The organism is Nonomuraea sp. NPDC049504 (genome assembly GCF_040676845.1).
GTDB classification, from domain to species: domain Bacteria; phylum Actinomycetota; class Actinomycetes; order Streptosporangiales; family Streptosporangiaceae; genus Nonomuraea; species Nonomuraea salmonea.
Map to the genome: position 1 here is coordinate 181,153 of NZ_JBFAPT010000019.1, position 26,956 is coordinate 208,108.

Sequence of the window (26,956 nt, forward strand, 5' to 3'; positions counted from 1 at the left end):
GCACAGACATGAGCAGATCGACCCGCGAGCGGATCGTCGACGAGGCCCTGCGGCTGTTCGCGGAACGGGGCTACTCCGCCACGTCCGTGGCCGAGATCGAGGCCGCCTCAGGGCTGTCCCCCGGCGCAGGAGGGCTCTACCGGCACTTCAAGTCCAAGTACGAGGTCCTCGCCGCGGCCATCAACGAGCACGCCAGCCGCACCAGGAGCCAGGTGGCCGAGAGCCTGGCGGAGCTGAGCGCCATGGAGGCATCGGTCGACCTGGAGGAGCGCCTGGCGCACGTGTGCCGCGCGGGCCTGGCGAAGGTGCGCGAGGAGTCGGAGCTGACGCGGGTCTTCTTCCGCGACCTGAGCCAGTTCCCCGAGCTGGTCGAGGTCGTCCGCGAGGGTCTGCTCCAGCCGATGTTCGACGCCATCGTGAGCTGGTTCCGCGCCCAGCCCGAATACCGCGACGCCGAGCTCGACTGGACGGGCATCGCGGCGGTGCTGGGCGGCTCGGTGGTGCATTACCGGCTGTTCCAGGAGACGATCGGGGAGCTGCCGGGGCACGCGGAGAAGGACCAGTTCGTCAGCGCGTGGGTACGCCTCGCGCTCGGCCTGCTGCCCAGCCCCGCCCCGGTGAGCTAACGCTCCTCCAGCGCGAGCAGCCGGTAGGAGAGCCAGACGACGCCGAGCCCCGTACCGATCATGAACATCGTGCCGCTGACGTCGAAGAACTGCTCGATGAACGGCTGCCACCCGGCCTCGACGCCGACCCGCAGGCCGCCGACGAGCACGCCGCCCACGGAGTAGCCGAGCATCGGGGCCCCGGTACCGAGCAGCCTGTCACGCAGGTTCCAGCTCTCGCTGAACAGCACCAGCGCCGCGCCGAGCGCCCACACCACGACCGGCACCGGGAAGATGGCCAGCGGCGCCAGGTGGAACGGCACCAGCAGCGCGGCCGCCACGAGGATCACGATGGCGGCCGCGTCGCGCGGATGCTCCTTGACGATCGTCCTGGCGTCCCTGCCGCCGGTGGCCATGGGGTTGGCCCGCGCCATCGCCACCCTGCGCAGCCCCGCGAACGGCAGCCCGTACCCCCGCTCCTGCGCCACGTGCTCCTCGGCGAGCCGCCGGTGGACCCGCACGCCGGGTGGCGCCTCCCGCTCGTCGACCACGGCCGGCAGCTGCCGCGTCGCGCCACCTGCCCGGGCGGCAGGAAGAGGCGCCGTGTCACCCGGCCGGCCTGACGCGGCCGGCGCGGGGGCCGACGTGGGCGCCGCCAAGGGGCCCGGACCGGCCTCGCGGGCCGCCGAGGTGGCGGCCGGCGCGGCGCCATGAGCGGCCGATGTGCGGCTCAGTGCCGTGTCGCGGGCGGTCGGGACGCCGGCCTCGGCGAGCCGGCGGGCCTCGCGTTCGACCAGGTTCACCGGGTCGCCGAACCTGGCCAGCACCCGCGCCACCTGCCGCGCGTCCTGGCTGCCGCCCCGCTCGGTCTCGATCCTGGCGCGCAGCCGGCGGGCGAAGTCGAGCCGCTGGTCGGCGCGCAGCACACCGTGAGCCGCGTCGGCGGCCTTGGAGACGTAGTTCAGCACGAGCTGGTCCGCGCGCTCTATCACGCCTAGCAATGCTGCCTCAATCAGGGGGGACATACCATGGCAACGATGGAGTTCACGGAGTGGATCAGGGGGCGCACCGACGAACAGCTACGGGCGCTCGTCTCCGCGCGTCCCGAGTTGATCACTCCGGTGCCCGCGCATCTGGAAGGTCTCGCGTCCCGCGCGGCGAGCCCGTCGGCCATAGCGAGGGTGCTCGACCGGCTCGACCGGTTCACGCTGGCGGTCGTGGAGACGCTCGCCGTACGCGAGGAGCCGCTGTCGAAGGACGCCCTGCGCGCCCTGATCACCGCCGCTCTGGCCGCCGGCGATCCGGACGACGCGCAAGCGGACGACGCCCAGACGAGCAGGAGCAGAGCCACCGGCGCGAGCAACGGCAAGGCCGGCGGCAAGCGGGCACGGAGCGCGGACCCCATGCCCGCGCTGACCGCCGCCCTCGACAGGCTCCGCGAGCTGGCCCTCGTCTACGGCCCCGACGACGCACTCCACCTCGGCCCCGGCGTCCGCAAGGTGCTCGACGACCCGGCCGGTCTCGGCCCGAGCGCGACGGACGCGTTCCGCCACCACGCACCCGAGCAACTGGCCGAGATGGCCGACGACGTCGCGCCGGGCACCACGGGCACGGGCAAGGAACGCCTGGCGGCGGCGCTGGCCGACCCCGCCGGGCTGATCGGCTCGGTCTCCCCCGAGGCCAGAGCGGCGCTCGACCAGCTCGCCTGGGGCCCGCCCACCGGCCGCGTGCCGAACGCCAGGCGCGAGGTCCGCATCGAGTCGGCCCGCTCCCCCATCGAGGAGCTGCTGGCCCGCGGCCTGCTGGCGGCGACCGGCGAGGAGAGCGTGACGCTGCCCCGCGAGGTCGCCCTCCACCTGCGCGGCGGCCGGGTGCACCGGGGCCTGCTCGCGGTGCCGCCGCCGCTGCAGGGGGCGGCGCGCGACCAGAAGCTGACCGACCGTACGGCGGCGGGGCAGGCGTTCTCGTTCGTCAGGTCGGTGGAGGAGCTGTGCGAGCGGTGGAGCGTCGAGCCTCCCGGCGTGCTGCGTACCGGCGGGCTCGGCGTACGCGATCTGAAGCGCGCCACGACCGAGCTGGACGTGCCGGAGTGGGTGGCGGCGCTGGTGGTCGAGGTCGCGCACGCGGCCGGTCTGATCGCGGCGGGCGGCGGCGTGGACGGCGAGTGGCTGCCGACCGCGGGCTACGACCTGTGGCGGGTCAGGTCCACCGCCGACCGGTGGGTGACGCTGGCGGCCACGTGGCTGCACATGGACCGGGTGCCCGGTCTGGTCGGCGACCGCGACGAGCGGGACAGGCCGTTCAACGCCCTGCACACCGACCTGCGCCGCTCGTCGGCGCCCGGGGTGCGGGCGGCCACGCTGGGCGTGCTGGCGGCGGCGCCGGGGCTCGCGCCCGACCGCGACGCGGTGCTCGAACGGCTGGCGTGGGAGCAGCCCCGCAGGAAGGGGCCGCTGCGCCAGCAGCTCACCGAGTTCACGCTGCGGGAGGCCGAGCAGGTGGGCGTGACGGGCCTGGGCGCGCTGTCGGCGCACGGCAGGCTGCTCACCGAGGGCGGTGACGCGGCGGGCGCGCTGGCGCCGCTGCTGCCCGAGCCGGTCGATCACGTGCTGCTGCAGGCCGACCTCACCGCGGTCGCGCCCGGACCGCTCACCAGCGAGCTCAACCGCTGGATGACGCTCACCGCCGACGTCGAGTCGAAGGGCGGGGCCACCGTCTACCGGTTCAGCGAGCAGTCGATCAGGCGGGCGCTCGACGCCGGGCACGGGGGCGAGGAGCTGGTGTCGATGCTGGCCCGCCATTCGGCGACGCCGGTGCCGCAGGCGCTGTCGTACCTGGTGACCGATGTCGCGCGGCGGCACGGGCGGATCAGGGTGGGGACGGCGAGCGCGTACATCAGGTGCGACGACCCCGCGCTGCTCGACCAGATCACCGCCGACCGGCGCTCTGCCGCGCTGCGGCTGCGCCGGCTGGCGCCGACCGTGATCGCCTCGCGCTCGTCCAGGGCTGCGCTGGTCGACTCGCTGCGCGCCATGGGGTACGCGCCGGTCGCCGAGTCGCTCGACGGCGACGTGATCATCTCGCAGCTGGAGAGCCGGCGCACCGAGGCGTTCGCCCCCGCCCGCGCGACGGCGCCGCCCAACGGCCTCGACCCCGAGGTGGCGGCGGCGGCCGTACGCGCGCTGCGAGCCGGCGACGCGGCGCACCTGTCGCGGCGCGAGCCCGCGGACGCGCCGGGCGGCGGCGTCCCGCGCGGCCCCGCCACGGCCACCATCTCGGCCCTCCAGGAGGCCATCAAGCAGGGCGTGCGGGTGTGGATCGGCTATCTCGACTCGCAGGGGAACGCCACCTCGCGCATCCTGGAGCCGGCCAGGATGGAGGGCGGTTACCTGACGGCGTACGACGAGACCCGCGCCGCCGTCCACCGCTTCGCCCTGCACCGCATCACGGGCGTCGCCGGCCTCTGAGCAGTGACCGGGCGGCCACCGACGCGACGGGCCCGCCGGACGACGCCAGCCGGCGCAGGTGCCGAGCGCAGTCGTCCGGGTAGCGGACGGCGAGCCCGCCGCCCAGCGCCACCGCCGCCACCGTCGCGCGGGGGTCGCGGGGGTCGGCCGACCACTCCAGCACGATCCTGAGCGCCCCAGGGGCGAGGGTGTCGTCGCCGCACATGTACGACAGCACGTTCGCCACCGCGACCTGCTCGGCCGCGCTCCCCAACGCCCACACCTCCAGGAACTCCTGCCGCACCTCCCTGCCCGAGTGCCGCGCGAGCAGCGCGAGACCGGCAGCCGCCCGCACCTGGACGGCCGCCCCCTGGCCGGGCAGCGACCTGACCCAGTCGCGCAGCGGCTGCCACAGCCAGAACCCGTAGCGTCCGACCAGCTCGGCCAGCACCTGCCCGCGCTGGTGCGGCGCGCGGAAGCCGACCAGCCCGTCCTCGACGCCGACGAGCGGCCCGGCGAGCGGCCGGCGCGCGGTGTCGCCGCAGAGGCGTTCGAGCCTGGCGAGCTGCGCGTCGAGGGCCTGCTCGGAGAGCCGGTGCGCGAACGCCAGCGCGGCCACCCCCAGAACCTCGCCCATGGCCGGCTTGGTGTCGAACCAGGCGGCCACCTCGTCGGCGGGCGGCTCGCCGCGGGCCAGGCGGGCGGCGAGCCGGACGACCTCGGCGGGCGTGGGCAGGCGCGGCGCCAGGTCCCTGCCGCGGGTCAGCTCGGCAGGGCTGAGCCCGGCCCGCAGGTCGAAGGCGCTGAGGCACAGGTCGTACAGCTCGCCGGGGTCGGGCGCGGCCCACGCCAGCTCGACCTCGACGGCGGCCGACGGCGCGCCGCTCCTGGTGACGACCAGGTACGAGCCCAGCTCGGCCAGCTTGCGGGCCAGCTCGACCAGCTCGGAGCGCTCGGCCCCGGCGATCCAGTCGTGCAGCAGGTAGGCCCGGCCCGGCTCGTACTCGATGCCCGTCAGCAGCTCGGACGCCGCGGCGGCCGGGGACAGCACGGTGATGGTGCTCTCGGCCAGCGACATGCGTGACAGCAGCGCGATGGCCCCGAGCCGGCGCCCGCTGTCCTCCTCGCCGACGAGGACGAGCAGGTGGCCCATGGCGAGCCGCCGCACCGCCTCGGGAAAGCAGCTCGGCTCCAGGTACGACCTGAGCTGTGCGTCGGCCGCCCGCCTGGTCAGGTCTGCGGTGGCGGGAGCGGCGGTGGCGCGCACGTGGTCGCTGACCGCTATGAGACTTCCTGTGAGCGTAATGTGGTCCAGGTCGATCTCGCCCGTTTCAGGCGTTTCCGTCACGAAGCACCTCGGAATAAGAGGGAAGGTTTTCTCCAGAAAGACGACCTGCGAGTCAAGGATTTTCTTCGTCTTCGGACGAGGGGCAGCCATCCCGCACCTGACCTGCGGAAATAAGCCACCTCTCACGACGGTCCCGGGCATGTGGATCATGCCCGGCATTGCCCGCACGGGGCCTCACGACCCGTAGATCTCCACAAATACACGATCTAGCGCTACATGCAAACTCGGAACACAATATAACGAGAATTATATCGATTTACGGACTACGCCACCCATGTCCACAATGACGAGTCAAGGTCACAGCTCTTGACTCCGCCTCCCCGCTCCCATCAGGTTGGGCATGTGACCGAGCACACGCTGGGCCGCCTGGCCGAGGAGTCATGGCAGCGTTTCGACGACCACGACGCGGTGTTCTACGACGGCGTCTGGCACCGCGGCCACACGCTCGCCGAGCGGGCGCGCCGGATGTGCGGCGGCTTCATCGAGGCCGGCATCAGGCCCGGCGACCGGGTCGCGGTCATGATGGCCAACTCCCCCGAGGTGCCGATCGTCTACCAGGCGCTGTGGGCGGCGGGCGCGGTGGTGACGCCGGTGGTGTTCCTGGTGGGTCCCGACGAGCTGCGGCACGTGCTCACCGACAGCGGCGCGGCCGCCGTCGTCACCTCCCCCGAGCTGGCCGACACCGTACGCGCGGCCGGCGTGGACATCCCCGCGTACGTGGACACCACCGAGCTCGAACGCGCGGCCGAGCACGGCCCCGTCGCGAGGGACCCCGGCGACCTGGCCGCCCTCATGTACACCGGCGGCACCACCGGCACGGCCAAGGGCGTCATGCTCAGCCACCAGGGCCTCTGGCACGTCGCCAGGGACGCCTTCGCCCTCTCCCACCAGGAGGGCATGAACCGGGCGCTGGTGCCGGTGCCGCTGTCGCACGCGTACGGGCTGATCATCACCGTCGCCTCGCTGCACGCGAGCGAGCCCCAGCAGACCGTGCTGATGCGCTGGTTCGACGCGAAGACGTTCCTGGAGCTGGCCGCCGAGCAGCACGTCAGGTACGGCACCGTCGTCCCCTCGATGATCCACCAGTTGCTCGCCGAGCCGCTCGAATCCCGCCCGCTGCCCGACCTCGCCTACCTCACCTGCGGCGCGGCCCCGCTCGGCAGGGACGCCCTGCGCGAGTTCGAGCGCAGGATGCCGGGCGTGCAGATCCTGGAGGGCTACGGGCTGACCGAGACCAGCGCGGTCACCACGTTCAACCCGCCGGGCAGGCGCCGGGTGGGCAGCGTCGGCCTGCCGCTGGCCGGCTACTCCCTCACGATCAGGGACTCCGACGGCGAGGTCGCGGAGCCCGGCGACGTCGGCGAGGTGTGCGTGTCGGGGTCGTCGCTGATGCTCGGCTACTGGGGCGAGCACGAGCCCGACCCGGAGGGCACGGCGCTGGTGGACGGCGAGCTGCGTACGGGTGACATCGGGTGCGTGGACGACGACGGCTATCTCTACATCGTGGACAGGAAGAAGGACCTGATCATCAGGGGCGGCTTCAACGTGTTCCCGCGCGACGTCGAGGACGCGCTCGACCGGCATCCCGACGTGGTGCTGTCGGGCGTCGTCGGCCGGCCCGAGCCCGCCCTGGGCGAGGAGGTCGTGGCGTTCGTGCAGCTCAGGCCGGGCGCGACGGTGACGGCCGAGGAGCTCGTCGCGTGGGCGCGCGAGCGGGTGGGCCGGGTGAAGTATCCCCGGGAGGTGCGGTTCGTGGACTCCGTGCCGCTGACGAGCGTGCTCAAGCTCGACCGCAAGGCGCTGCGCGCGCTGCTCGGCTGAGCGCTGCCCATCCTCCATACCGGTCTGCCACGGGGTGATTCCGTGATAATTGTTGACCAGTTCGGAGGTGAGGATGAGCCAGCAAGACCCGTCGGGTCAGCCGTACATCCCTTACGGCGCGCCTTACGGCGAGCAGCCGCCGCCTCACTACGGCTACGGTTACGGTCCCCCTCCGCCGCCTCCCAGCAGCGGCCCGACCGCCAACGCGATCGTCGCCCTCGTGCTCAACCTGCTCGCGGTCGTCTCCTGCTGCAACGTCTTCGGCATCCCCGGCGCGATCCTCGCCGGCCTCGCGCTCGGCAGGGCCACCACCAGGCCGCAGGTCGCCCGCACGATGCTGGTCTGGAGCTGGGTGCTGTTCGGGGCCGGCCTCGTGATCACCTTCGGCACGTTCATCCTGCTGGGCGTCAACGGCGCCTTCGACGACTGAGCCAGGGGGCCGCACATCGCCGTCCAGGACTAATCCTGGCGTGTCCGTTGTTGGAGACACGGAGCGGGGGAGCCGGGATCACGAGACGATGGTCCTGATGCGTCAGAGCCCCGTACGCGACCCCACGGAGACATGCCAGTGAGCGATGGACCGCTGATCGTCCAGTCCGACAAGACGCTGCTGCTCGAAGTCGACCACGAGCAGGCCGACGCCTGCCGTAAGGCGATCGCGCCGTTCGCCGAGCTCGAGCGCGCTCCCGAGCACGTGCACACCTACCGCGTCACGCCGCTCGCGCTGTGGAACGCCCGCGCCGCGGGCCACGACGCCGAGCAGGTCATCGACGCGCTCATCAGCTACAGCCGCTATCCGGTGCCCCACGCGCTGCTCGTGGACGTCGCCGAGACGATGGCCCGCTACGGCCGGCTGCGCCTGGAGAAGGACCCGGTCAACGGGCTGGTCCTGACCTCCACCGACCGGGCCGTGCTGGAGGAGGTGCTGCGCTCCAAGAAGATCCAGCCGATGCTGGGCGAGCGCATCGGCGCCGACTCGGTCGTCGTGCACCCGAGCGACCGCGGCAACGTCAAGCAGGCGCTGCTCAAGCTGGGCTGGCCGGCCGAAGACCTCGCGGGCTACGTCGACGGCGAGGCCCACCCCATCACGCTGCACGAGGACGGCTGGACGCTGCGGCCCTACCAGCGCGAGGCGGCCGACGCGTTCTGGAACGGCGGCTCAGGCGTGGTCGTGCTGCCCTGTGGCGCGGGCAAGACGATCGTCGGCGCGGCGGCCATGGCACACGCCCAGGCCACCACGCTCATCCTGGTCACCAACACGGTCTCGGCCCACCAGTGGAAGACCGAGCTGCTCAAGCGCACGTCGCTGACCGAGGACGAGATCGGCGAATACTCCGGCAACAAGAAGGAGATCCGCCCGGTCACCATCGCCACCTACCAGGTGATGACCACCAGGCGCAAAGGCGTCTACAGCCACCTTGAGCTGTTCGACGCCCGCGACTGGGGCCTGATCGTCTACGACGAGGTCCACCTGCTGCCCGCGCCCATCTTCCGGATGACCGCCGACCTCCAGGCCCGCAGGCGCGTCGGGCTGACCGCGACGCTGGTGCGCGAGGACGGCCGCGAGGGCGACGTGTTCTCGCTGATCGGCCCCAAGCGTTACGACGCGCCCTGGAAGGAGATGGAGAACCAGGGCTGGATCGCGCCGGCCGACTGCGTCGAGGTCCGGGTCACGCTGACCGACGACGAGCGGCTGGCGTACGCGATGGCCGAGGCGGAGGAGCGCTACCGCTTCTGCGCCACCACGCCGTCGAAGACCCACGTCACCGAGGCTCTGGTCCGCCGCCATCTGGGTGAGCAGGTGCTGGTCATCGGCCAGTACATCGACCAGCTCGACGAGCTGGGCGAGCACCTCAACGCGCCGGTGATCAAGGGCGACACCAGGATCAAGGAGCGCGAGCGCCTCTACCAGGCGTTCCGCGACAAGGAGATTCAGGTGCTGGTGGTGTCGAAGGTGGCCAACTTCTCCATCGACCTGCCTGAGGCGGCCGTCGCGATCCAGGTGTCGGGCACGTTCGGCTCGCGCCAGGAGGAGGCCCAGCGGCTCGGGCGGGTGCTGCGGCCCAAGGCCGACGGCGGGGGCGCCCGGTTCTACACGGTGGTCAGCAGGGACACCGTCGATCAGGAGTTCGCGGCGCACCGGCAGCGGTTCCTGGCCGAGCAGGGGTACGCCTATCAGATCATCGACGCCGACGACGTGCTCGGCGGGGTGTAGCGGTCGCGATGCCCGGCCGCTCGCCCGAGCGGCCAGGCATTCACCGTGGTGTCACGTCCACGAGACTCCGCGGGCCGACATTCGAACCACCCCCCTCACCTGCGTACTATCACGCCGCCTGCGACATACCCCCATGATCCGACAAACCCACCTGAAATGCCCGAATTTTTCGGTATTTCCAGGTTGGTAGCGGACGCCCGTTTCCGCCTGGCTCAGCGTGCCAGCAGGCCGCCGAGGAACAACACGCCCTCGGCCGCGATCCAGGCCACCACCCCGGCGCCCATCAAGCGGGCGAACGTCCGCGAGTCGGCCCTCGACCACGGGACCAGCCAGGCGGCCACCGTGCAGCACGCCGCCAGTGCGGCGAACAGCGCCGACACCGTGGAAACCGTATCAAGGCGCTGCGAACACGTCGACGGGCTCTCATCTCCCGCACAGAACGCCTGCAGCCCCCATCCGGCGAACACCGACAGACCCCACAACGCGGCGAGCAGGAAGCTCGCGATCGTGGGGACGATCGGCGAGACACGGAGCCGGAGCACCTCCTATGCGTACCCGGTCGGCCGCGAGTAAATGCTTTGGAAGCCCGCCGAAGTCGCCACTAGACTGGCGGATTCGCTGCCTTGACCACCTCCGTTCACCAGACCAGGGAGGCGCTTTCGCATGCCCGGGCACCAGATGGCCCCAGACATACGCCAAGAGACCAGCACCGACCCCGACGACCCGGCCGGCGTACTCGCGGCCGAGCAGGCCCACCTCGCCGAGTCCAGAGCCGCGCTCACAGCCATGCGCGCGCACGCCCAGTCCCTGTCGGCCGACGCGGCCGGCGACTGGGTCTCGCAGCAGATCCTGCAGTCGCTGCTCGACCAGCGGGTCGCCGCACTGGCCGACCACCCCGACACCCCGCTCTTCTTCGGCCGCCTCGACCGCGCCGGCGGCGACGACCTGCCGAGCACCATCTACGTCGGCCGCCGCCACGTCCACGACGCCGGCAGCAAGCCGCTGGTGATCGACTGGCGGGCGCCGGTGTCGCGCGCGTTCTACCAGGCCAGCCCGGCCGACCCGATGGGCGTCGAGCGCCGGCGGCGCTTCGGCTACCACGGCGGGGCGCTCACCGCGTACGAGGACGAGCCGCTGGCCGACGGCGGCGACATCGGCCCGTCGAAGATCCTCACCGAGGAGATCGAGCGGCCCCGCACCGGCCCCATGCGCGACATCGTCGCCACCATCCAGCCCGACCAGGACGAGATCGTCCGCTCCACGCTGGCCCAGACGGTGTGCGTGCAGGGCGCCCCCGGCACCGGGAAGACCGCCGTCGGCCTCCACCGCGCCGCCTACCTGCTGTTCACCCACCGCGAGCGGCTGGCCAGGTCGGGCGTCATGATCGTCGGGCCGAACCGGGCCTTCCTGTCCTACATCTCCTCCGTCCTGCCCGCGCTGGGCGAGGTCAAGGTCGACCAGACCACGGTGGCCGGGCTGCTCGGCGAGCACGCCGCCCCCGAGGACCCCGAGGTCGCCGCCATCAAGGGCGACGCCAGGATGGCCGCCGTCCTTGAGCGCGCGCTCTGGCTGCACATCGTCAAACCGGAGGAAGGCGTCGTCTTCACCAAGGGCGCCTACCGCCACCGGGTGGCCGACTACGAGGTGCGCGAGATCGTCGCCTCCCTGCGCGGCACCACCCGCTACAACCCCGGCCGCGCGGCGCTGGCCCAGCGGCTGGCCCACATGGTGCTCGTCCGCATGGAGCAGCGCGGCGAGTCGCCCGACGACCGGGTCCAAGACGCGGTGGCCAGGTCGAAGCCGGTCAAGCAGCTCGTGGACGCCGTCTGGCCCAAGCTGACGCCCGAGCAGGTGCTCCATCGCCTGCTGTCCGACCCCGAGTTCCGCGCCAAGGCCGCCAAGTCCGACCTGACGGCCGAGGAGCAGGAGCTGCTCGCCTGGCGCAAGCCGTACCGGAGCTGGAAGTCCGCGAAGTGGTCGGCGGCCGACGCGGCGCTCCTCGACGAGCTGCGCGACCTCATGGAACGCACGCCCTCACTGGGTCACCTGGTCGTGGACGAGGCGCAGGACCTGTCGGAGATGCAGCTCAGGGCGCTCGGACGGCGCTGCCGCAACGGCTCGGCCACCGTGCTCGGCGACCTCGCGCAGGGCACCACCCCGTGGTCCACCACCTCGTGGCAGGCGGTGCTCGAACACCTCGGCCAGCGCGAGGGCGAGGTGACGGAGCTGACACTCGGCTTCCGCGTGCCGCGCGAGGTGCTCGACTACGCGGCCCGGCTGCTGCCCTCCATCGCCCCCGGCCTGGCCGCGCCGCGCTCGCTGCGTCCCGGCGCGGGCTCGCTCACCGTGCTGCCCGGCGGCTCGGTCATCGAGGTGGCGCGGCAGGCGCTGGCCAAAGAGGGTTCCATCGGCGTCATCGTTCCCGACGCCCTGGTCGAGACCGTCTCGCAGGCGCTGGCCGAGCTGCCGCACGCCGTGCTCGACCCCGACTCCCCCGACGAGCAGCGCCTGCTCGTCGTGCCCGCCACGCTCGCCAAGGGCCTCGAGTACGACCACGTCATCGTGGTCGAGCCGGCCGACATCGTGGCCGCCGAGCCGAGGGGCCTGGCCCGGCTCTACGTCGTGCTGACCCGTGCGGTCACCTCGCTGACCGTGCTGCACGACAAGCCGCTGCCCGCCGAGCTGGCGGCGTGAGCCGCGCGGGCACGGCGCTTCTAGGATGGCTGGGCAAGCACCTAGCTCTCACCCAAGGAGGATGCCGTGCCCGCACCGCTTCCCCATGAATTCCTGCCGTCGGTCCCCGCGCTCGTGGTCGAGAGCGACGACATCCAGGACGGCGAGCGACTGCCCGACCTCCACGTCTTCAACGACTGGGGCATGACGGGCGGCAACCAGTCGCCGCACCTGCGCTGGTCCGGCGCCCCCGAGGGCACCAGGAGCTATGCCGTCACGTGCTTCGACCCCGACGCGCCGACCGGCAGCGGCTTCTGGCACTGGGTGCTGTTCGACCTGCCGGCCTCGGTGACCGAGCTGCCCACCGGCGCGGGCTCGGCGCCCGACTTCAAGGGCCTGCCCGAGGGCGCCGTGCACGCCCGCACCGACTACGGCACCAAGGCCTACGGCGGCGCCGCCCCGCCTCCCGGCGACCCGCACCGCTACGTCTTCACCGTGCACGCGCTGGGCGTCGACAAGCTGGGGGTCGACAGCGACACCAGCCCGGCCGTGGTCGGCTTCAACATCAACGCCAACCTGCTGGCCCGTGGCTTCGTCGTGGCCCACTTCGGCGTCTGACAAGCGTCAGAGCGCCCCGCCGGGAGCCCGGCGGGGCGCTCGTCATGTCGGGGTCAGCTCATGTCGGGGTCAGCGCACGAGGGGCGCCTGGGGGCAGCCGACGAGCCCCGGCAGCAGCGAGTCGACGACCGGAATGCCGGTGGTGGTCGCGCCCGGCAGGCAGAACGGATTGTTCAGCTGGCGCAGCAGGCTGAACGTGCTCGTCAGCTCGTCGTCGGCATGCGCGGGAGCCGCCGCGGCGGTGACGGCGGCCAGGGCGATGGCCGCGATACCGAAAATGCGCTTGCTGCGGGAGAACATCCGCCACTCCTTCGTTGAGGTGAGTTATGGCTGACCACCTTTCCTCACCATGAGTAGCGGATCAATGGTGAAACGTAATGGCAGCTCCACAAGAAAAAGAGCGGCCCGGAAAATTCCGGACCGCTCTTCGCCTGCGCGACGGATAAAGACCTAGAAGTCCATGTCGCCGCCGCCGGGCATGCCGCCGGCGGGAGCGGCCCCAGCCTTCTCGGGCTTCTCGGCGATGACGGCCTCGGTCGTCAGGAACAGCGCCGCGATGGAGGCGGCGTTCTGCAGCGCGGAGCGCGTCACCTTGGCCGGGTCGATGATGCCCGACTCGAACATGTTGACGTACTCGCCCGACGCGGCGTTGAGGCCCTCACCCGGGGTGAGGTTGCGCACGCGCTCGACCACGACGCCGCCCTCGAGGCCGGCGTTGACCGCGATCTGCTTGAGCGGCTCCTCCAGCGCCTTCTTGACGATGGCGGCACCGGTGGCCTCGTCGCCGTTGAGCTCGAGCTTGTCGAACGCCTTGGCGCCGGCCTGCAGCAGCGCCACGCCACCGCCGGGGACGATGCCCTCCTCGACGGCCGCCTTCGCGTTGCGGACGGCGTCCTCGATGCGGTGCTTGCGCTCCTTGAGCTCGACCTCGGTGGCGGCACCGGCCTTGATGACGGCGACGCCGCCGGCCAGCTTGGCCAGGCGCTCCTGGAGCTTCTCGCGGTCGTAGTCGGAGTCGGTGCGCTCGATCTCGGCGCGGATCTCGTTGACCCGGCCGGAGATCTGCTCGGCGTCACCGGCGCCGTCGACGATCGTCGTCTCGTCCTTGGTCACGACCACCTTGCGGGCGCGGCCCAGCAGGTCGAGGGTGGCGGTCTCGAGCTTGAGGCCGACCTCCTCGGCGATGACCTGACCGCCGGTCAGGATCGCGATGTCGTTGAGCATGGCCTTGCGGCGGTCGCCGAAGCCCGGAGCCTTGACGGCGACGGAACGGAACAGGCCGCGGATCTTGTTGACGACCAGGGTCGCCAGAGCCTCGCCCTCGACGTCCTCGGCGATGATCAGCAGCGGCTTGCCGGACTGGACGACCTTGTCGAGCAGCGGCAGCAGGTCCTTGTTGGCGGAGACCTTGCTGTTGACGATCAGGATGTAGGGGTCTTCGAGCACGGCCTCCATGCGGTCGGAGTCGGTCACGAAGTACATCGACGTCATGCCCTTGTCGAAGCGCATGCCCTCGGTGAGCTCGAGCTCGAGGCCGAAGGTGTTGCTCTCCTCGACGGTGATGACGCCTTCCTTGCCGACCTTGTCCATCGCCTCGGCGATGAGCGAGCCGATCTCGGGGTCGGCGGCGGAGATGGAGGCGGTGGAGGCGATCTGCTCCTTGGTCTCCACGTCCTTGGCCAGCTTGGAGAGCTCCTCGCTGACGCGCTCGACGGCGGACTCGATGCCCTTCTTCAGGGCCATCGGGTTGGCGCCGGCGGCGACGTTGCGCAGGCCCTCGCGCACCAGCGCCTGGGCGAGCACGGTGGCCGTGGTGGTGCCGTCACCAGCCACGTCGTCGGTCTTCTTCGCGACCTCCTTGACCAGCTCGGCGCCGATCTTCTCCCAGGGGTCCTCGAGCTCGATCTCCTTGGCGATGGACACACCGTCGTTGGTGATCGTGGGAGCGCCCCACTTCTTCTCCAGCACGACGTTGCGGCCCTTGGGACCCAAGGTCACCTTGACGGCGTCGGCGAGCTGGTTCATACCGCGCTCGAGACCGCGCCGGGCGTCCTCGTCAAACGCGATCATCTTGGCTGCCATAAGGCTAGACCTCCCAGATGCAGGGTGGCTTGTCGTGGACCGAGCCGACGCCCGCGACGGCATGGGTCAGCATCTCCTTCGGCAGACCCCATCGTCCCGATCCGGTGTTGGCACTCTGCTGCACAGAGTGCCAACGAACTGTTTAGCACTCTACCCTGTCGAGTGCAAGCGAACGCCCACCTGCCCCACGTTTCCGCCCAGGTCAGTCAGTACGCCGGTACGGCGAGCCGCCCTGGGCGGCCCACCGTACGCGAGTCGACGAGAGAGAGATGACGGCTCGCACGGACTGCGCTGCCGTGCGAACCCGCCCGGTGCATACCAGGATGTCGATCAGACCGTTCGGACGGACTCCGCCTGCGGTCCCTTCTGGCCCTGCGTGATCTCGAACTCGACGCGCTGTCCCTGCTCGAGAGATCGGTACCCGTCCATCATGATCGCTGAGTAATGGACGAATACATCCTTACCACCGTCTACCGCGATGAAGCCGTAGCCCTTGTCCGCGTTGAACCACTTGACGGTGCCCTGCGCCACTTCCGACTCCTCTTACTGGTCTCCCAGATCTCGCCCATTCCTCCGCGAGACCTGTAATCGCCCGACTTAACAGAAAATCAGCCGGACGATCGCCCTCGACCATACCTGTGGGGAGGGGTTTGGCAACAGAGTCAATCTGGGAACTGCCTATTTCTTCTTCCCGAACCTGGTTCAACATTGAATTAGGCCCGGAAAAGGAGAAGGCGCCCACAAGGGGCGCCTTCTGGATGCGAGCCGCGACACTCAGCCGCCGGCGACCGCCGGGATGATGGAGATCTGAGTCCCCTCAGGGGCGGGAGTGTCGAGGCCCTCGGCGAAACGGACGTCCTCTTCCCCCACGTAAACGTTGACGAAACGACGAATCTTGCCCGATTCATCCAGAATTCTCGCGCCGATGCCCGGGTAGTCGGCGTCGAGCTTGATGAGCACGTCACGAAGCGTCGCGCCCTCGCCACTGACCTCCGCGTTGCCCCCGGTGTAGGTGCGCAGAATGGTGGGAATCCGCACAGAAACGCTCATGGTTTAAGTCGCCTTTCCTGGTTGTCAGACAGTCGCGCGGAACGCGTCGAGAGAGGGCCGGATCACGGCCGTGGGTGCGGCGTCGTCGCTGATCGCGTCGAGCGTCTTGAGCCCGTCACCGGTGTTGAGCACCACGGTGAGGGCGTCGGGGTCGAGCACGCCGTTCTCGGTGAGCTTCTTCAGCACGCCGACGGTGACGCCGCCCGCGGTCTCGGCGAAGACGCCCTCCGTCGAGGCCAGCAGCTTGATGGCGGCCACGATCTCGGCGTCGGTGACGTCCTCGACGGCTCCGCCGGTGCGCCGGGCGATGTCCAGCACGTACGGCCCGTCGGCCGGGTTGCCGATGGCCAGGGACTTGGCGATGGTGTCGGGCTTGACCGGCCGTACGACCTCGTGCCCCGCCTTGTACGCGGTCGACACCGGCGAGCACCCGGCCGCCTGCGCCCCGAAGATCTTGTACGGGGTGTCCTCGACCAGCCCCAGCTTCACCAGCTCCTTGAAGCCCTTGTCGATCTTCGTGAGCTGGGACCCGGAGGCGATGGGGATGATGATCTGCTCGGGCAGCCGCCAGCCGAGCTGCTCGGCGATCTCGTACGCGAGCGTCTTGGAGCCCTCGGCGTAGTAGGGCCGCAGGTTGACGTTGACGAATCCCCACTTGTCGCCCAGCGGGTCGCCGATGAGTTCGGAGCAGAACCGGTTGACGTCGTCGTACGTGCCCTCGATGCCGATGAGCTTCCCGCCGAAGACCCGCGCCATGGCGATCTTCGCCTGCTCCAGATTGGCCGGGATGAACACGCACGCGTCGAGCCCGGCCCGCGCGGCGGCGGCGGTGACGGCGCCGGCGAGATTGCCGGTGGAGGAGCAGGAAAGCGTGTGGAAGCCGAAGTTCCTGGCCGCTTCGACGGCCATGGCGACGACCCGGTCCTTGAAGGAGTGGGTGGGATTGCCGGAGTCGTCCTTCACGTAAAGGGACTTGATGCCGAGCGTTCGGCCGAGGTTTCCGGCCTTGACCAATTTCGTCCAGCCGGGGTTCATATTCGGCTTTTCGGTCACGTTCGCCGGAACCGGAAGGAGCGCCCGGTAACGCCAGATGTTGGCCGGGCCCGATGCGATCTGCTCGCGGGTCACCCGGCCGAAGTCGTAGGCCGCCTCGAGCGGCCCGAAACACTCCTGACACGCGAAGCTGGGACCCAGCGGGTAACGCGCGCCGCACTCGCGGCAGGACAGAGCGGTGGCAGGACCAAAGTCAAGCGACATGAAGCGAGGCCTTCCCTCATCTTCGCCCGCGGCCACCTTGACCGCGAACCGGAATTGGCACCTTGTCCCGGTCGGCCTCGCCTGGTCGCGAGTCGAAAGCCGGGAGGGTTGCCGGGGCTTCGCAGGGCCGGTCCCTCCACCCCTCTGGATGAGCAATATGAAGTTGTTGAAACGGACTCTACCCGCTTAAGTGGCCGCAATTACCACCCGTCTCACCATGTGAGACGGGTGGTCTCAGCGATAGTCCTCGCCCAGCACACCCTGCACGTACTTGCGTGCCTGATGGATGCGGGATTTCGCGGTGCCCAGCGGGATGCCGAGCTGCTCGGCCACCTCGTTGTAGTCGAGCTGGACGATGTCACGCAGCACCAGCGCCTGCGCCAGGTCGGGCTTGTCGGCCTCCAGGGCCTCCATCGCGTCGAGCAGGTCGAGCCGCGAGCCCGCGATCACGCTGACCCGCCGCACGTCGGGCTTCTGCATCGGCAGCTCGTCCGAGCTCTGCTCGGCCGCCCGCCGCTTCAGCGACCGGTACGTCGTGCGCGCGCAGTTGGCCGTCACGATGTGCAGCCACGTACTGAACCTGGCACGCCCCTCGAACCGCCCGATATTACGCGCGACAGCCAGCAACGTATCTTGCGAGGCCTCCTCCGCGTCCTGGTGATAAGGCAGGATTCGGGCGCAATGCCGCATCACATCGGGCTCTATCCGCGCCAGGAGCTCGCCGAGTGCGCGATGATCTCCGGCAGCGGCTGAGCGGGCGAGTTCCTCGGTTAGCTCATCAAGCGCCATAGCTGGGATCCTATGATCGAAAGGAGCCTAGATGAACAGCGTGCTGTTGGCCTCCAACAGAGGGCCGGTCTCCTTCACCGTCTCCGACGACGGCGAACTCACCATGAAGCGCGGCGGCGGCGGTCTCGTGTCGGGCCTGTCGGGCGTGGCCAAGGGCGACGGCGTGCTGTGGGTCTGCGCGGCGTTGTCCGACGGCGACCGCAGCGCCGTGCGGCAGGCCGGCGGCGGCCGGGTCGACCACGCGGGCTACGACACGGGCCCGATGCGCATGCTCGACATCCCGCCCGCCACCTTCCATCGAGCCTACAACGCGGTGGCCAACTCGACCCTGTGGTTCGTCAACCATCTGCTCTACGACATCCCCAACTCGCCCAACTTCGGCACCAGGTTCGAGCGCGAGTGGGAGTCATACCGCGACTACAACGGCGCTTTCGCGCTGGCGCTGGCCGAGGAGGCCGGCCACGGCGCGCGCGTGATGGTGCAGGACTACCACCTTACGCTGACCCCCGCCATGCTCAGGGCCGAACGGCCCGACCTGCGCATCGCGCACTTCAGCCACACCCCGTGGGCGCCGCCCGAATACTTCTCGCTGCTGCCCGACGACGTCGCCAAGGAGGTGCTCGAAGGCATCCTGGGCGCCGACCACGCCGGCTTCCTCACCGACCGGTGGGCGCAGGCGTTCATGGACTGCTGCGAGCGGCTGCTGGGCGCCGAGGCCGACCGCGTCGGGCGCAGCGTCACCCACGCCGGCAGGACCACCCGCATCGGCGTCCACAGCCTGGGAGTGGACGGCGCCGCGCTGTGGGAGCGGGCCTGCGAGCCCGACGTCGAGTCGCACATGACGGCGCTCAGGGAGCAGGTCGGCGGGCGCAGGCTGATCGTCCGCATCGACCGCACCGAGCTGTCGAAGAACATCGTGCGCGGGCTCAACGCCTACCGCGAGTTCCTCGCCGCCCACCCCGAGTGGCACGGCCGCGTGGTGCACCTCGCCTTCGCCTATCCCAGCCGGCACGACCTGCCCGAATACCGCGAGTACACCGCGTCTGTGCAGCGCTGCGCGCAGGAGATCGAGGACGAGTACGCCACCGAGGACTGGGACCCGCTCATCCTCAACGTCAACGACGACTATCCGCGCTCGCTGGCCGCCTACCGGATGGCCGACGTGCTGCTGGTCAACCCCATCCGCGACGGCATGAACCTGGTGGCCAAGGAGGGCCCCGTGCTGTCGCCGCACTGCGCGCTCGTGCTGTCGCGGGAGGCGGGCGCCGCGGCCGAGCTGGGCCAGCACGCGCTGCTCGTCAACCCGTACGACATCAGCGGCACCGCGGCCGCGCTGCACGAGGCGCTGGTCATGCCGGAGGACGAGCGGCGCAGCCGCCGCGACAAGCTGCGCGCCGCCGCGACCGCGCTGCCACCGCAACAGTGGCTCGCCGCCCAGCTCGAGGCCCTGGCCTGACGCGTCACGAGCGGGTGATCGCCGAGACCAGCTCCTCCAGCAGCCGCACCACGCCGTCGGGGCCGTCCACCACCAGGTCGGCGCGCTCCGCGAGCGCGGTGACCTCGGTCGAGCCGCTGCACACGGTCACGCCGGGGAGGCCGGACGCGCGTACGGCGTCGAACGCCGCCAGGTCACCGAGGTCGTCGCCGACGAACATGACCGAGCGCGCCTCCCGCTCCGTGAGGAACAGGCCGAGCGCGTGGCCCTTGTCCATGCCCGGCGGCCGCAGCTCCAGCACCATGCGGCCGGGCTCGATGACCAGCCCGTGCTTGTCGGCCAGCTTGGCGAGCGGCTCGCGCAGCGCGGCGAGCGCGCCCTCCGGGTCGGGGCTGCGCCTGGTGTGGACGGCCACGGCCCGCCCCTTGTCCTCGATGCGCACGCCCTGCACGCCCAGCGATTCGAGCAGCAGCGGCAGCTCGGCCTCCGCGTTGGGGACGCCGGGCGGCGGCGGGGGCGCGGAGACGCGGCCGTCCTCCCAGCGTTCGAAGCCGTAGTGGCCGAGCACCACCAGGCCGGGCACGTCGGCCAGGCCGGGTCCGAGCGCCAGGGCGGTGGCCGGGGGTCTGCCGGTCACGATGGCCACCGCTCCGACGTGGGCGCCCAGCTCGGCGAGTACGCCGGGCGCCTTCGGATGGATCACGGCCTGGGCGGGGTCGGGCACGATCGGCGACAGGGTGCCGTCGAAGTCGAGCCCGATCACGGCGCCCGCCGGATCGTGCACGATCGCTTCCATTCCAGGGATGTTCTTCACTCGGCTGCCGTACCCAGACGGTCAGGGACGCATGCCGAGCCTTCTGGCCGCACGGTCGCGCCGGCGCGTGGATCGTAATCTGCGCAGCCGCTTGACCAGCATCGGGTCCTGCTCCAGCGCCTCCGGCCGGTCGATCAGCTCACCGAGGAGCTGGTAGTAGCGCGTGGCGGAGAAGCCGAACGTCTCCTTGATGGCGTGCTCCTTCGCGCCCGCGTAGCGCCACCATTGGCGTTCGAAGGCGAGGAGATCGAGATCGCGTTGTGAGAGTGGTTGTCGGGACGGTTCCTGGGCAGCATTGTCACCGCTGAGCGGTGCTCCCATGGTGTCCTCCTCGAAAGGGGCGGGCGACGATCTCGCCGCCCGCACGCGGCCCGTTCGCCATCGTAATGTGCGGAGTGCGGCTGTTCACGACGGATTGGGAGACGTACAGTCACCAGATGTGACCTCTGTCATCACGCTCCTCACCGACTACGGGTTAGAGGATGGATATGTGGCGGCCTGTCATGGAGTGATCGCCGGGATAGCCCCTGAGGCCCGGGTGATCGACGTCTGTCACCTCATCCCGGCCGGCGATGTGCGGCGCGGCGCGGCGGTTCTGGCGCAGACCATCCCGTACCTCCCCGAGGGTATCCACATCGGTGCGGTCGATCCCGGGGCGGGTGGCGCGCGGCGGGCGGTGGCCGTCGAGGCGGGCGGCCGGGTGTTCATCGGGCCCGACAACGGGTTGCTGTCGTGGGCGGTGCACGCCAGCGGCGGCGCGCGGGCGGCGTACGAGATCACCAACGACGCCTACTTCCTGCGGCCTGCCTCGCCGACGTTCCCCGGGCGTGATGTGTTCGCTCCCGTGGCCGGGCGGCTCTACGGCGGGCTGCCCGCGGCCGAGCTGGGGCCGCGGCTGCCGGTGTCGCGGCTGGTCACGCTGCCCGAGCCGACCACGCTGCTGCGCGACGGCTCGGTGGAGGGCGAGGTGGTCTCGGTCGACCGCTACGGCAACACGCAGCTGTCGATCGGGGCCGGCGACCTGCGGTCGCTGGGCGTGCGGGTGGGCGACACGCTCGGGGTGTGGCTGGGGCGGCGGCAGCTCGCGCTGCCGTACCGGGAGACGTACGCGGCGGTGCCGCCGGGCGAGCTGGTGGCGTTCGCGGACTCGGCGGGGCTGATCGCGATCGCGGTCAACTGCGGTGACGCGGCCCAGCGGCTGGGCCTGCCACCCGGTGCACATGTCCGACTTTCCCCCTCTCCATAGGACAAACCGGAACTACTCCGCGTATCGGTCTGTTTACTGAAGCGTCCGTCCGTCGGCGTATCCGCGTGTCAGAATGCGAGCTGATCGGAGGCCCCTCCCCTCCCGCTCGAGGTCGACGTGTTCCAGTTGTCCGTTGTGCTGTCCTTCCTGCTGTCCGTGACCTGGCCCGCTCCCGTCCCGCCCGTGTCCGAGCGCTGGCGCGCCTGGCCGGTGACGCGCATCTTCCCCGCCACGGTGCCGGGGCACAGCCCCTCCGGGGCGCGGGTCACGTACGTGCTGGCCGGGGTCGCCCCCGAGGCCGCCTGCCCGGCCGCCTTCCATGCCGCGGCCGTGCTGCCCTACCGGCCCTACTGCCGCGTCGCCTTACGCGCCACCTACTCCGACAGCACCCAGACCTTCGTCGTCACCGCCGGCATCGCCGTGCTCGACCGGCCGGGATTCTCCCTCCACGGCTCGGGGCGGCCCGCGACCGTGCGGCCCGCGGCGTTCCCCGGCGGGCCCGCCGCCCGCTTCGGCGACCGCCAGTACGTCACCGGCGTCGTGCTCGGCTCCCCCGGGCGCTACCTGGTGGCGACGGCGGCCGGGTACGCCGACGGGCGGGCCTACCGTCCCGGCGACCCCGTGCCCTCCCGCCTGTGCGCCGCCGCCCGCCAGGTCGCCACGTCGCTGCACCGGGCGCTGACGCGATGAGGCGGATCGCCGTACCGGTCCTGCTGACCGTGCTGCTGTCGGGCCCCGTACCGGCCCTGGCGGGGGACGGCAGCGACGAGATGGCCGCCGCCGCGAGGGCCGGGCAGTGGCAGCTCCGCGCGCTGCGCCTGCCCGACGCCTGGCGCACCAGCAAGGGCGAGGGCGTCACGGTCGCGGTGCTCGACACCGGCGTCAACCCCGGGCACCCCGACCTGCGGGGCGCCGTCATCGAGGGCCCCGACCTCACCGACCCCGGCGGGGACGGGCGCGGGTGGGGCCCCCACGGCACCGCGATGGCCGGGCTGATCGCCGGGCGCGGGCACGGCGAAGGCGGCAAGGGCGGCGTGCTCGGCGTGGCGCCGGCCGCCACGGTGCTGTCGATCAGAGTCACTCTGGAGAACGGCGACCCGCGCCGCGCCCACCGGCAGCCCGGCTGGCGCGACGCGCTGGCCAGGGGCATCAGGTACGCCGCCGACCACGGCGCGGGCGTGATCAGCATGTCGCTGGGCGGCGGCAGCGGCGCGTGGGAGGGCTCGGCCGCCGAGGAGGAGGCCGTCCAGTACGCCATCGGCAAGGGCGCGGTGCTCGTGGCGTCGTCGGGCAACGACGGGGCCGCGGCGAACAGGAAGAACTTCCCCGCCGCCTACCCCGGCGTGATCGCCGTGGGCGCGGTGGACCGCCGGGGCAGGGTGGCCCGTTTCTCCAACCGGCAGGACTACGTGTCGGTGGTCGCGCCGGGCACGGACATCGTGACGGCCGACGGCGGCGACTCGTACGTGGTGGGCGACGGCACCAGCTCGGCCGCCGCCATGGTGGCGGGCATCGCGGCGCTGATCAGGTCGGCGCATCCGCACCTGTCGCCGTACCACGTGCGGCTGGCGATCGAGGAGGGCACCAGGCGCCGGCCCTGCGACGGCTACAGCCCGGCCTACGGGCACGGGGTGGCGGACGCGGCGCTGGCGCTGCGCGAGGCCGCCCGGCTGGCCGCGCCCGCCGTTATACCGCCGCTGCCGGGGCCCTACTTCGGCGACGGGCCCTATCCGGCGTCCAGGACGGCGGTGGTGGCGGGGATGGTGCTGCTGGTGGTCGTGATGTCGGGGTGGGTGGTGCTGCGCTCGCGGGAGCGGCGGAGGGATTCAACCTAGCAAGCGCTTGTGTGATACTCCGAGCTATGACGTACGCGATCGACGGCTGGTTCGCGGTCGAGCCCGGCGGTGTCCGCCTGCTCGGCACCCGGTGCGCGGGCTGCGGCACCGTCTGCTTCCCGCCCCGCCGGGACTCCTGCCCCAACCCGCGCTGCGAGGTCACCGACATGGAGGAGACCCTGCTGCCCAGGCGCGGCCGGGTCTGGTCGTACACCAATGCCTGCTACCCGCCGCCCGCGCCGTACGTGGCGGCGCAGCCGTACGAGCCGGTCACGCTCGCCGCGGTCGAGCTGGACGAGGTCGGCATCGTCGTGCTCGGCCAGGTCAAGGGCCTGACGGTGGAGCAGCTCGCGGTGGGCATGGAGCTGGAGCTGACCTCGGGCGAGCTGGCCGACGGGCCGCTGATGTGGATGTGGGGGCGGGCCTCATGAACGTGGCCGTGCTGGGCACCGGGATGCACCCGTGGGGCAAGTGGGGCCGGCCCTTCCTGGAGTACGGCCTGGCCGCCGCCCGCGCCGCCCTCGACGACGCCGGGCTGGCCTGGACCGATGTGCAGTTCGTCGTCGGGGCCGACACGATCAGGAACGGCTATCCCGGCTTCGTCTCCGGCGCCTCCTACGCCAGGGCGCTCGGCTGGTCGGGCGCCAGGGTCGCCTCCTGCTACGCGGCCTGCGCGTCGGGGGCGCAGGCGCTGGACATCGCGCGTACCAGGATCCTCGCCGGGCTCTGCGACGTCGCGCTGGTGATCGGCGCGGACGCGGCGCCGAAGGGCTTCTTCACCCCCGTCGGCGGCGAGCGGCCCGACGACCCCGACTGGCTGCGTTTCCGGCTGCTCGGCGCGACCAACCCGGCGTACTTCGCGCTCTACGCCCGCCGCCGCATGGCCCTGCACGGCTCGACCCCTGCCGACTTCGCCGCCGTCAAGGTCAAGAACGCGCTGGCCGGCTCGCTCAACCCGATGGCCCGCTACCGCAAGCCGGTGACCGCCGAGCAGGTGCTGGCCTCCCCCATGGTGGCCGATCCGCTGCGGCTCATGGACGTCTGCGCCACCTCCGACGGGGGCGCGGCGGTGGTGCTGGCGTCGGAGTCGTACGCGCGCCGCCACGGCGTCGCCGCCCCCGTCCGCCTGGCGGCCGTCTCCACGGTCACCCCCGTCTTCCCCAACACGGTGCTGGAGCTGCCCGACTTCGCGACCGACTCGTGCGCCGCCGTGCCGCCGCCCGAGCGTCCGTTCCGCGCCTCGATCGCGTACGCCGCCTACGAGGAGGCCGGCATCGGCCCTGAGGACGTGTCGCTGGCCGAGGTCTACGACCTGTCCACGGCGCTGGAGCTGGACTGGATGGAGGACGTCGGGCTCTGCCCGCCCGGCGAGGCCGACAAGCTGCTCAGGGACGGGCAGACCGCCCTGGGCGGCCGGATCCCGGTGAACCCGTCCGGCGGCCTGGCCTCCTTCGGCGAGGCCGTGCCCGCCCAGGCCATCGCCCAGCTCTGCGAGCTGACCACGCAGCTGCGCGGCCGGGCCGGCGCCCGCCAGGTGCCCGCCGCCCGCGTCGGCCTCGCGGCCAACCAAGGGCTGTTCGGCCACGGCTCCGCGCTGATCGTCACCGCCTGAGCATGCGAAACGCCCCAGGGAGCAGGTCCCCGGGGCGTTTCAGGCGGTTCTAACCAGATCTAACCTACGTGCACCACGTCGTGCGTCTCGGCGAAGTGGCAGGCGCTGGCATGGCCCGTACCGGGCCTGATCTGCAGCAGCGGCTCCTCTTCCGCGCAGATCTCCTGCGCCTTCCAGCACCGCGTACGGAACCGGCAGCCGCTCGGCGGGTTGGCCGGCGAGGGCGGGTCACCCTGGAGGATGATCCGCTCCCGCTGCTCGCGCCCGTCAGGGTCGGGCACCGGCACCGCCGACAGCAACGCCTGCGTGTAGGGGTGCGCGGGACGGTCGTAGATCTCGGCGTCCTTGCCCAGCTCCACGAACTTGCCCAGGTACATCACGCCCACCCGGTCGGAGATGTGGCGCACCACCGACAGGTCGTGGGCGATGAAGATGTACGCGAGACCGAACTCGCTCTGCAGCCGCTCCAGGAGGTTGATCACCTGCGCCTGGATCGACACGTCGAGCGCGGAGACCGGCTCGTCACAGACGATGATCTCCGGCTGCAGCGCCAGGCCGCGGGCGATGCCGATGCGCTGCCGCTGGCCGCCGGAGAACTGGTGCGGGTAGCGGTTGATGTGCTCGGGGTTGAGCCCGACCACCTCCAGCAGCTCCTGCACCTTCTTGCGCCGGTCACCCTTGGGTGCGACCTCGGTGTGGATCTCGTACGGCTCGCCGATGATGTCGCCGACGGTCATCCGGGGGTTCAGCGAGGTGTACGGGTCCTGCATCACCATCTGGATGTTGCGGCGCATGCGCTTGAGCTCGCCGCCCCTGGCCTTGGCGATGTCCCGGCCGTTGATCTTCACCGAGCCCGACGTCGGCCGCTCCAGCGCCATCAGCACCTTGGCCAGCGTGGACTTGCCGCAGCCCGACTCGCCCACGATGCCCAGCGTCTCGCCCTTGTTCAGGTCGAACGAGACGCCGTCCACGGCCTTGATCGCGCCGACCTGCTTCTTGAGGACGATCCCCTGCGTCAGCGGGAAGTGCTTGACCAGGTCACGCACCTCGAGGATGGTCTCACTGCCGCTCGCCATCGAGGACCTCCCTCCAGTAGTGGCAGGCGCTGCCGCGAGTGCCGCTGATCTCGTAGAGCGGGGGGGCGTCGGTCAGGCAGTTGTCCTGACGGAACGGGCACCGGGGGTGGAACGAGCACCCCTTCGGCAGGTTCAGCAGGTTGGGGGGCAGGCCCTTGATCGCGTACAGGTCCTGGCCCTTGAGGTCGACCCTGGGGATCGAGTCGAGCAGGCCCTTGGTGTACGGGTGGGCGGGGGTCTTGTAGATGTCGAACACGGGGGCGTGCTCGACGATGCGGCCGGCGTACATGACCGCGATCTTGTCGGCCACGTCGGCCACGACGCCGAGGTCGTGGGTGATGAGGATCAGGCCCATCTGGCTCTCGCGCTGCAGCTCGGCCAGCAGCTCCATGATCTGCGCCTGCACGGTCACGTCGAGCGCCGTGGTCGGCTCGTCGGCGATCAGCACCTCGGGGTCGAGGGCGATCGACATCGCGATCATGATGCGCTGCCGCATGCCGCCCGAGAACTGGTGCGGGTAGTCGTTCACCCGCTGCCGCGCGGCCGGGATGCGGACCCGGTCCATCAGCTCCACGGCCTTCTTCATGGAGTCGGCCTTGGACATGCCCCGGTGCACCCGGAACATCTCGCTGATCTGCCAGCCCACGGTGAACACCGGGTTGAGCGCGGACAGCGCGTCCTGGAAGATCATCGCGATCCGCTGGCCGCGGACCTGCGTACGGGCCTCCTCCGACAGCTTGAGCAGGTCGGTGCCCCTGAAGCGGATCTCCCCCTTGGGGATGACCGCCGGAGGCATGTCGAGGATGCCCATGATGGCCTGCGCCGTCACGGACTTGCCCGAACCCGACTCGCCCAGCACCGCGAGCGTCTCGCCTGGGTTGACCGTGTAGCTCACGCCGTTGACGGCTCGTACGATGCCGGCCCGCGTGTGGAACTCCACGTGCAGGTCCTCCACCGCGAGCAGCGGTCCGTCGCCCGGCCCTCCCTCGGCGGGCAACACATCCGAAGACGTCTTCTTCACTTGATCCCCCCTT

Annotated in this window: 26 protein-coding genes and 1 riboswitch; of the genes, 13 read left to right on the forward strand and 13 right to left on the reverse strand. The window is 71.1% G+C overall.

Annotated features, from left to right (window positions below):
- Positions 1 to 8 precede the first annotated feature (8 nt).
- Positions 9 to 626 carry a helix-turn-helix domain-containing protein gene (locus AB0K28_RS32290; protein ID WP_345391214.1) on the forward strand — a complete coding sequence of 206 codons (618 nt, stop codon included), beginning with the start codon at positions 9 to 11 and terminating at the stop codon, positions 624 to 626.
- Here the strand turns inward: AB0K28_RS32290 and AB0K28_RS32295 are convergent.
- Positions 623 to 1,597, reverse strand: coding sequence for a hypothetical protein (locus AB0K28_RS32295; protein WP_364377472.1), 975 nt, complete (start codon positions 1,595 to 1,597; stop codon positions 623 to 625). The two genes, AB0K28_RS32290 and AB0K28_RS32295, sit on opposite strands and share 4 nt — an antisense overlap.
- Before the next feature lie 45 nt (positions 1,598 to 1,642).
- Here AB0K28_RS32295 and AB0K28_RS32300 point away from each other — a divergent pair, with 45 nt between their 5' ends.
- Positions 1,643 to 4,072: a helicase C-terminal domain-containing protein gene (locus AB0K28_RS32300; RefSeq protein WP_364377474.1), complete on the forward strand. Its 2,430-nt coding sequence runs from the start codon at positions 1,643 to 1,645 to the stop codon at positions 4,070 to 4,072.
- On the opposite strand, the gene AB0K28_RS32305 is transcribed toward AB0K28_RS32300, so the two are convergent.
- Positions 4,050 to 5,399 carry a hypothetical protein gene (locus tag AB0K28_RS32305; RefSeq protein WP_364377476.1) on the reverse strand — a complete coding sequence of 450 codons (1,350 nt, stop codon included), beginning with the start codon at positions 5,397 to 5,399 and terminating at the stop codon, positions 4,050 to 4,052. The two genes, AB0K28_RS32300 and AB0K28_RS32305, sit on opposite strands and share 23 nt — an antisense overlap.
- A 342-nt stretch (positions 5,400 to 5,741) precedes the next feature.
- Between AB0K28_RS32305 and AB0K28_RS32310 the strand changes: the two genes are divergently transcribed.
- The 3 genes from AB0K28_RS32310 to AB0K28_RS32320 all read left to right on the forward strand — a co-directional run bounded on the left by AB0K28_RS32310 (position 5,742) and on the right by AB0K28_RS32320 (position 9,435).
- Positions 5,742 to 7,220, forward strand: a complete 1,479-nt coding sequence (locus tag AB0K28_RS32310; RefSeq protein ID WP_364377478.1) for an AMP-binding protein — start codon at positions 5,742 to 5,744, stop codon at positions 7,218 to 7,220.
- A gap of 73 nt (positions 7,221 to 7,293) precedes the next feature.
- Positions 7,294 to 7,650 (forward strand): hypothetical protein, encoded by a 357-nt coding sequence (locus AB0K28_RS32315; RefSeq protein ID WP_345391234.1) that lies wholly within the window; start codon positions 7,294 to 7,296, stop codon positions 7,648 to 7,650.
- Between the two features lie 132 nt (positions 7,651 to 7,782).
- Complete coding sequence (locus AB0K28_RS32320) at positions 7,783 to 9,435, forward strand: DNA repair helicase XPB (protein ID WP_364377480.1); 1,653 nt, start codon at positions 7,783 to 7,785, stop codon at positions 9,433 to 9,435.
- A gap of 212 nt (positions 9,436 to 9,647) precedes the next feature.
- On the opposite strand, the gene AB0K28_RS32325 is transcribed toward AB0K28_RS32320, so the two are convergent.
- Positions 9,648 to 9,977 carry a hypothetical protein gene (locus tag AB0K28_RS32325; protein WP_364377482.1) on the reverse strand — a complete coding sequence of 110 codons (330 nt, stop codon included), beginning with the start codon at positions 9,975 to 9,977 and terminating at the stop codon, positions 9,648 to 9,650.
- 121 nt (positions 9,978 to 10,098) lie between these two features.
- On the opposite strand from AB0K28_RS32325, the gene AB0K28_RS32330 reads away from it, so the two are divergent.
- Entirely contained in the window at positions 10,099 to 12,129 is a 2,031-nt protein-coding gene (locus AB0K28_RS32330; RefSeq protein ID WP_364377484.1) for an AAA family ATPase, read from the forward strand.
- Between the two features lie 66 nt (positions 12,130 to 12,195).
- Complete coding sequence (locus AB0K28_RS32335) at positions 12,196 to 12,726, forward strand: YbhB/YbcL family Raf kinase inhibitor-like protein (RefSeq protein ID WP_364377486.1); 531 nt, start codon at positions 12,196 to 12,198, stop codon at positions 12,724 to 12,726.
- Positions 12,727 to 12,795: 69 nt separating this feature from the next.
- Here the strand turns inward: AB0K28_RS32335 and AB0K28_RS32340 are convergent, their stop codons facing one another.
- The 6 genes from AB0K28_RS32340 to AB0K28_RS32365 all read right to left on the reverse strand — a co-directional run bounded on the left by AB0K28_RS32340 (position 12,796) and on the right by AB0K28_RS32365 (position 17,904).
- Positions 12,796 to 13,026, reverse strand: a complete 231-nt coding sequence (locus AB0K28_RS32340) for a hypothetical protein (RefSeq protein ID WP_364377488.1) — start codon at positions 13,024 to 13,026, stop codon at positions 12,796 to 12,798.
- Positions 13,027 to 13,176: 150 nt separating this feature from the next.
- Positions 13,177 to 14,808: a chaperonin GroEL gene (gene groL / locus AB0K28_RS32345; RefSeq protein WP_345391243.1), complete on the reverse strand. Its 1,632-nt coding sequence runs from the start codon at positions 14,806 to 14,808 to the stop codon at positions 13,177 to 13,179.
- A gap of 330 nt (positions 14,809 to 15,138) precedes the next feature.
- Positions 15,139 to 15,339: a cold-shock protein gene (locus tag AB0K28_RS32350; RefSeq protein WP_106250594.1), complete on the reverse strand. Its 201-nt coding sequence runs from the start codon at positions 15,337 to 15,339 to the stop codon at positions 15,139 to 15,141.
- A 243-nt stretch (positions 15,340 to 15,582) separates the two neighbouring features.
- On the reverse strand, positions 15,583 to 15,858 hold the full coding sequence (locus tag AB0K28_RS32355) for a MoaD/ThiS family protein (RefSeq protein ID WP_364377490.1): 276 nt from the start codon (positions 15,856 to 15,858) through the stop codon (positions 15,583 to 15,585).
- Positions 15,859 to 15,882: 24 nt separating this feature from the next.
- On the reverse strand, positions 15,883 to 17,115 hold the full coding sequence (gene thrC / locus AB0K28_RS32360) for a threonine synthase (protein WP_345391246.1): 1,233 nt from the start codon (positions 17,113 to 17,115) through the stop codon (positions 15,883 to 15,885).
- Positions 17,116 to 17,128: 13 nt separating this feature from the next.
- Positions 17,129 to 17,270: riboswitch (SAM riboswitch) on the reverse strand.
- Positions 17,271 to 17,349: 79 nt separating this feature from the next.
- The gene (locus AB0K28_RS32365; RefSeq protein WP_237106268.1) at positions 17,350 to 17,904 is read right to left on the reverse strand and encodes an RNA polymerase sigma factor; all 555 of its coding nucleotides are present in this window, start codon (positions 17,902 to 17,904) and stop codon (positions 17,350 to 17,352) included.
- A 31-nt stretch (positions 17,905 to 17,935) separates the two neighbouring features.
- Here AB0K28_RS32365 and AB0K28_RS32370 point away from each other — a divergent pair, with 31 nt between their 5' ends.
- A complete protein-coding gene (locus AB0K28_RS32370; RefSeq protein ID WP_364377493.1) occupies positions 17,936 to 19,360 on the forward strand; it encodes a trehalose-6-phosphate synthase in 1,425 nt (474 codons plus the stop codon).
- Positions 19,361 to 19,364: 4 nt separating this feature from the next.
- Here AB0K28_RS32370 and otsB read toward each other — a convergent pair whose 3' ends face one another.
- Together otsB and AB0K28_RS32380 are read right to left on the reverse strand one after the other, a co-directional pair.
- Positions 19,365 to 20,135 carry a trehalose-phosphatase gene (otsB, locus tag AB0K28_RS32375; RefSeq protein WP_364377495.1) on the reverse strand — a complete coding sequence of 257 codons (771 nt, stop codon included), beginning with the start codon at positions 20,133 to 20,135 and terminating at the stop codon, positions 19,365 to 19,367.
- Positions 20,136 to 20,174: 39 nt separating this feature from the next.
- Positions 20,175 to 20,474 (reverse strand): DUF3263 domain-containing protein, encoded by a 300-nt coding sequence (locus AB0K28_RS32380; RefSeq protein ID WP_355414860.1) that lies wholly within the window; start codon positions 20,472 to 20,474, stop codon positions 20,175 to 20,177.
- Between the two features lie 118 nt (positions 20,475 to 20,592).
- Between AB0K28_RS32380 and AB0K28_RS32385 the strand changes: the two genes are divergently transcribed.
- The 5 genes from AB0K28_RS32385 to AB0K28_RS32405 all read left to right on the forward strand — a co-directional run bounded on the left by AB0K28_RS32385 (position 20,593) and on the right by AB0K28_RS32405 (position 24,846).
- The gene (locus AB0K28_RS32385; protein WP_345391260.1) at positions 20,593 to 21,399 is read left to right on the forward strand and encodes an SAM-dependent chlorinase/fluorinase; all 807 of its coding nucleotides are present in this window, start codon (positions 20,593 to 20,595) and stop codon (positions 21,397 to 21,399) included.
- 126 nt (positions 21,400 to 21,525) lie between these two features.
- Complete coding sequence (locus AB0K28_RS32390; protein ID WP_364377498.1) at positions 21,526 to 22,089, forward strand: hypothetical protein; 564 nt, start codon at positions 21,526 to 21,528, stop codon at positions 22,087 to 22,089.
- A complete protein-coding gene (locus AB0K28_RS32395) occupies positions 22,086 to 23,234 on the forward strand; it encodes a S8 family serine peptidase (RefSeq protein WP_364377500.1) in 1,149 nt (382 codons plus the stop codon). The genes AB0K28_RS32390 and AB0K28_RS32395 overlap by 4 nt, the downstream gene beginning before the upstream one ends.
- Positions 23,235 to 23,260: 26 nt before the next feature.
- Positions 23,261 to 23,665: an OB-fold domain-containing protein gene (locus AB0K28_RS32400; RefSeq protein WP_364377502.1), complete on the forward strand. Its 405-nt coding sequence runs from the start codon at positions 23,261 to 23,263 to the stop codon at positions 23,663 to 23,665.
- Positions 23,662 to 24,846: a lipid-transfer protein gene (locus tag AB0K28_RS32405; RefSeq protein WP_364377504.1), complete on the forward strand. Its 1,185-nt coding sequence runs from the start codon at positions 23,662 to 23,664 to the stop codon at positions 24,844 to 24,846. Before AB0K28_RS32400 ends, AB0K28_RS32405 begins: the two co-directional genes overlap by 4 nt.
- Before the next feature lie 59 nt (positions 24,847 to 24,905).
- Here the strand turns inward: AB0K28_RS32405 and AB0K28_RS32410 are convergent, their stop codons facing one another.
- Positions 24,906 to 25,922, reverse strand: a complete 1,017-nt coding sequence (locus tag AB0K28_RS32410) for a dipeptide ABC transporter ATP-binding protein (RefSeq protein ID WP_364377506.1) — start codon at positions 25,920 to 25,922, stop codon at positions 24,906 to 24,908.
- Complete coding sequence (locus tag AB0K28_RS32415; protein ID WP_364377508.1) at positions 25,906 to 26,943, reverse strand: ABC transporter ATP-binding protein; 1,038 nt, start codon at positions 26,941 to 26,943, stop codon at positions 25,906 to 25,908. The genes AB0K28_RS32410 and AB0K28_RS32415 overlap by 17 nt, the downstream gene beginning before the upstream one ends.
- Between the last annotated feature and the right edge of the window lie 13 nt (positions 26,944 to 26,956).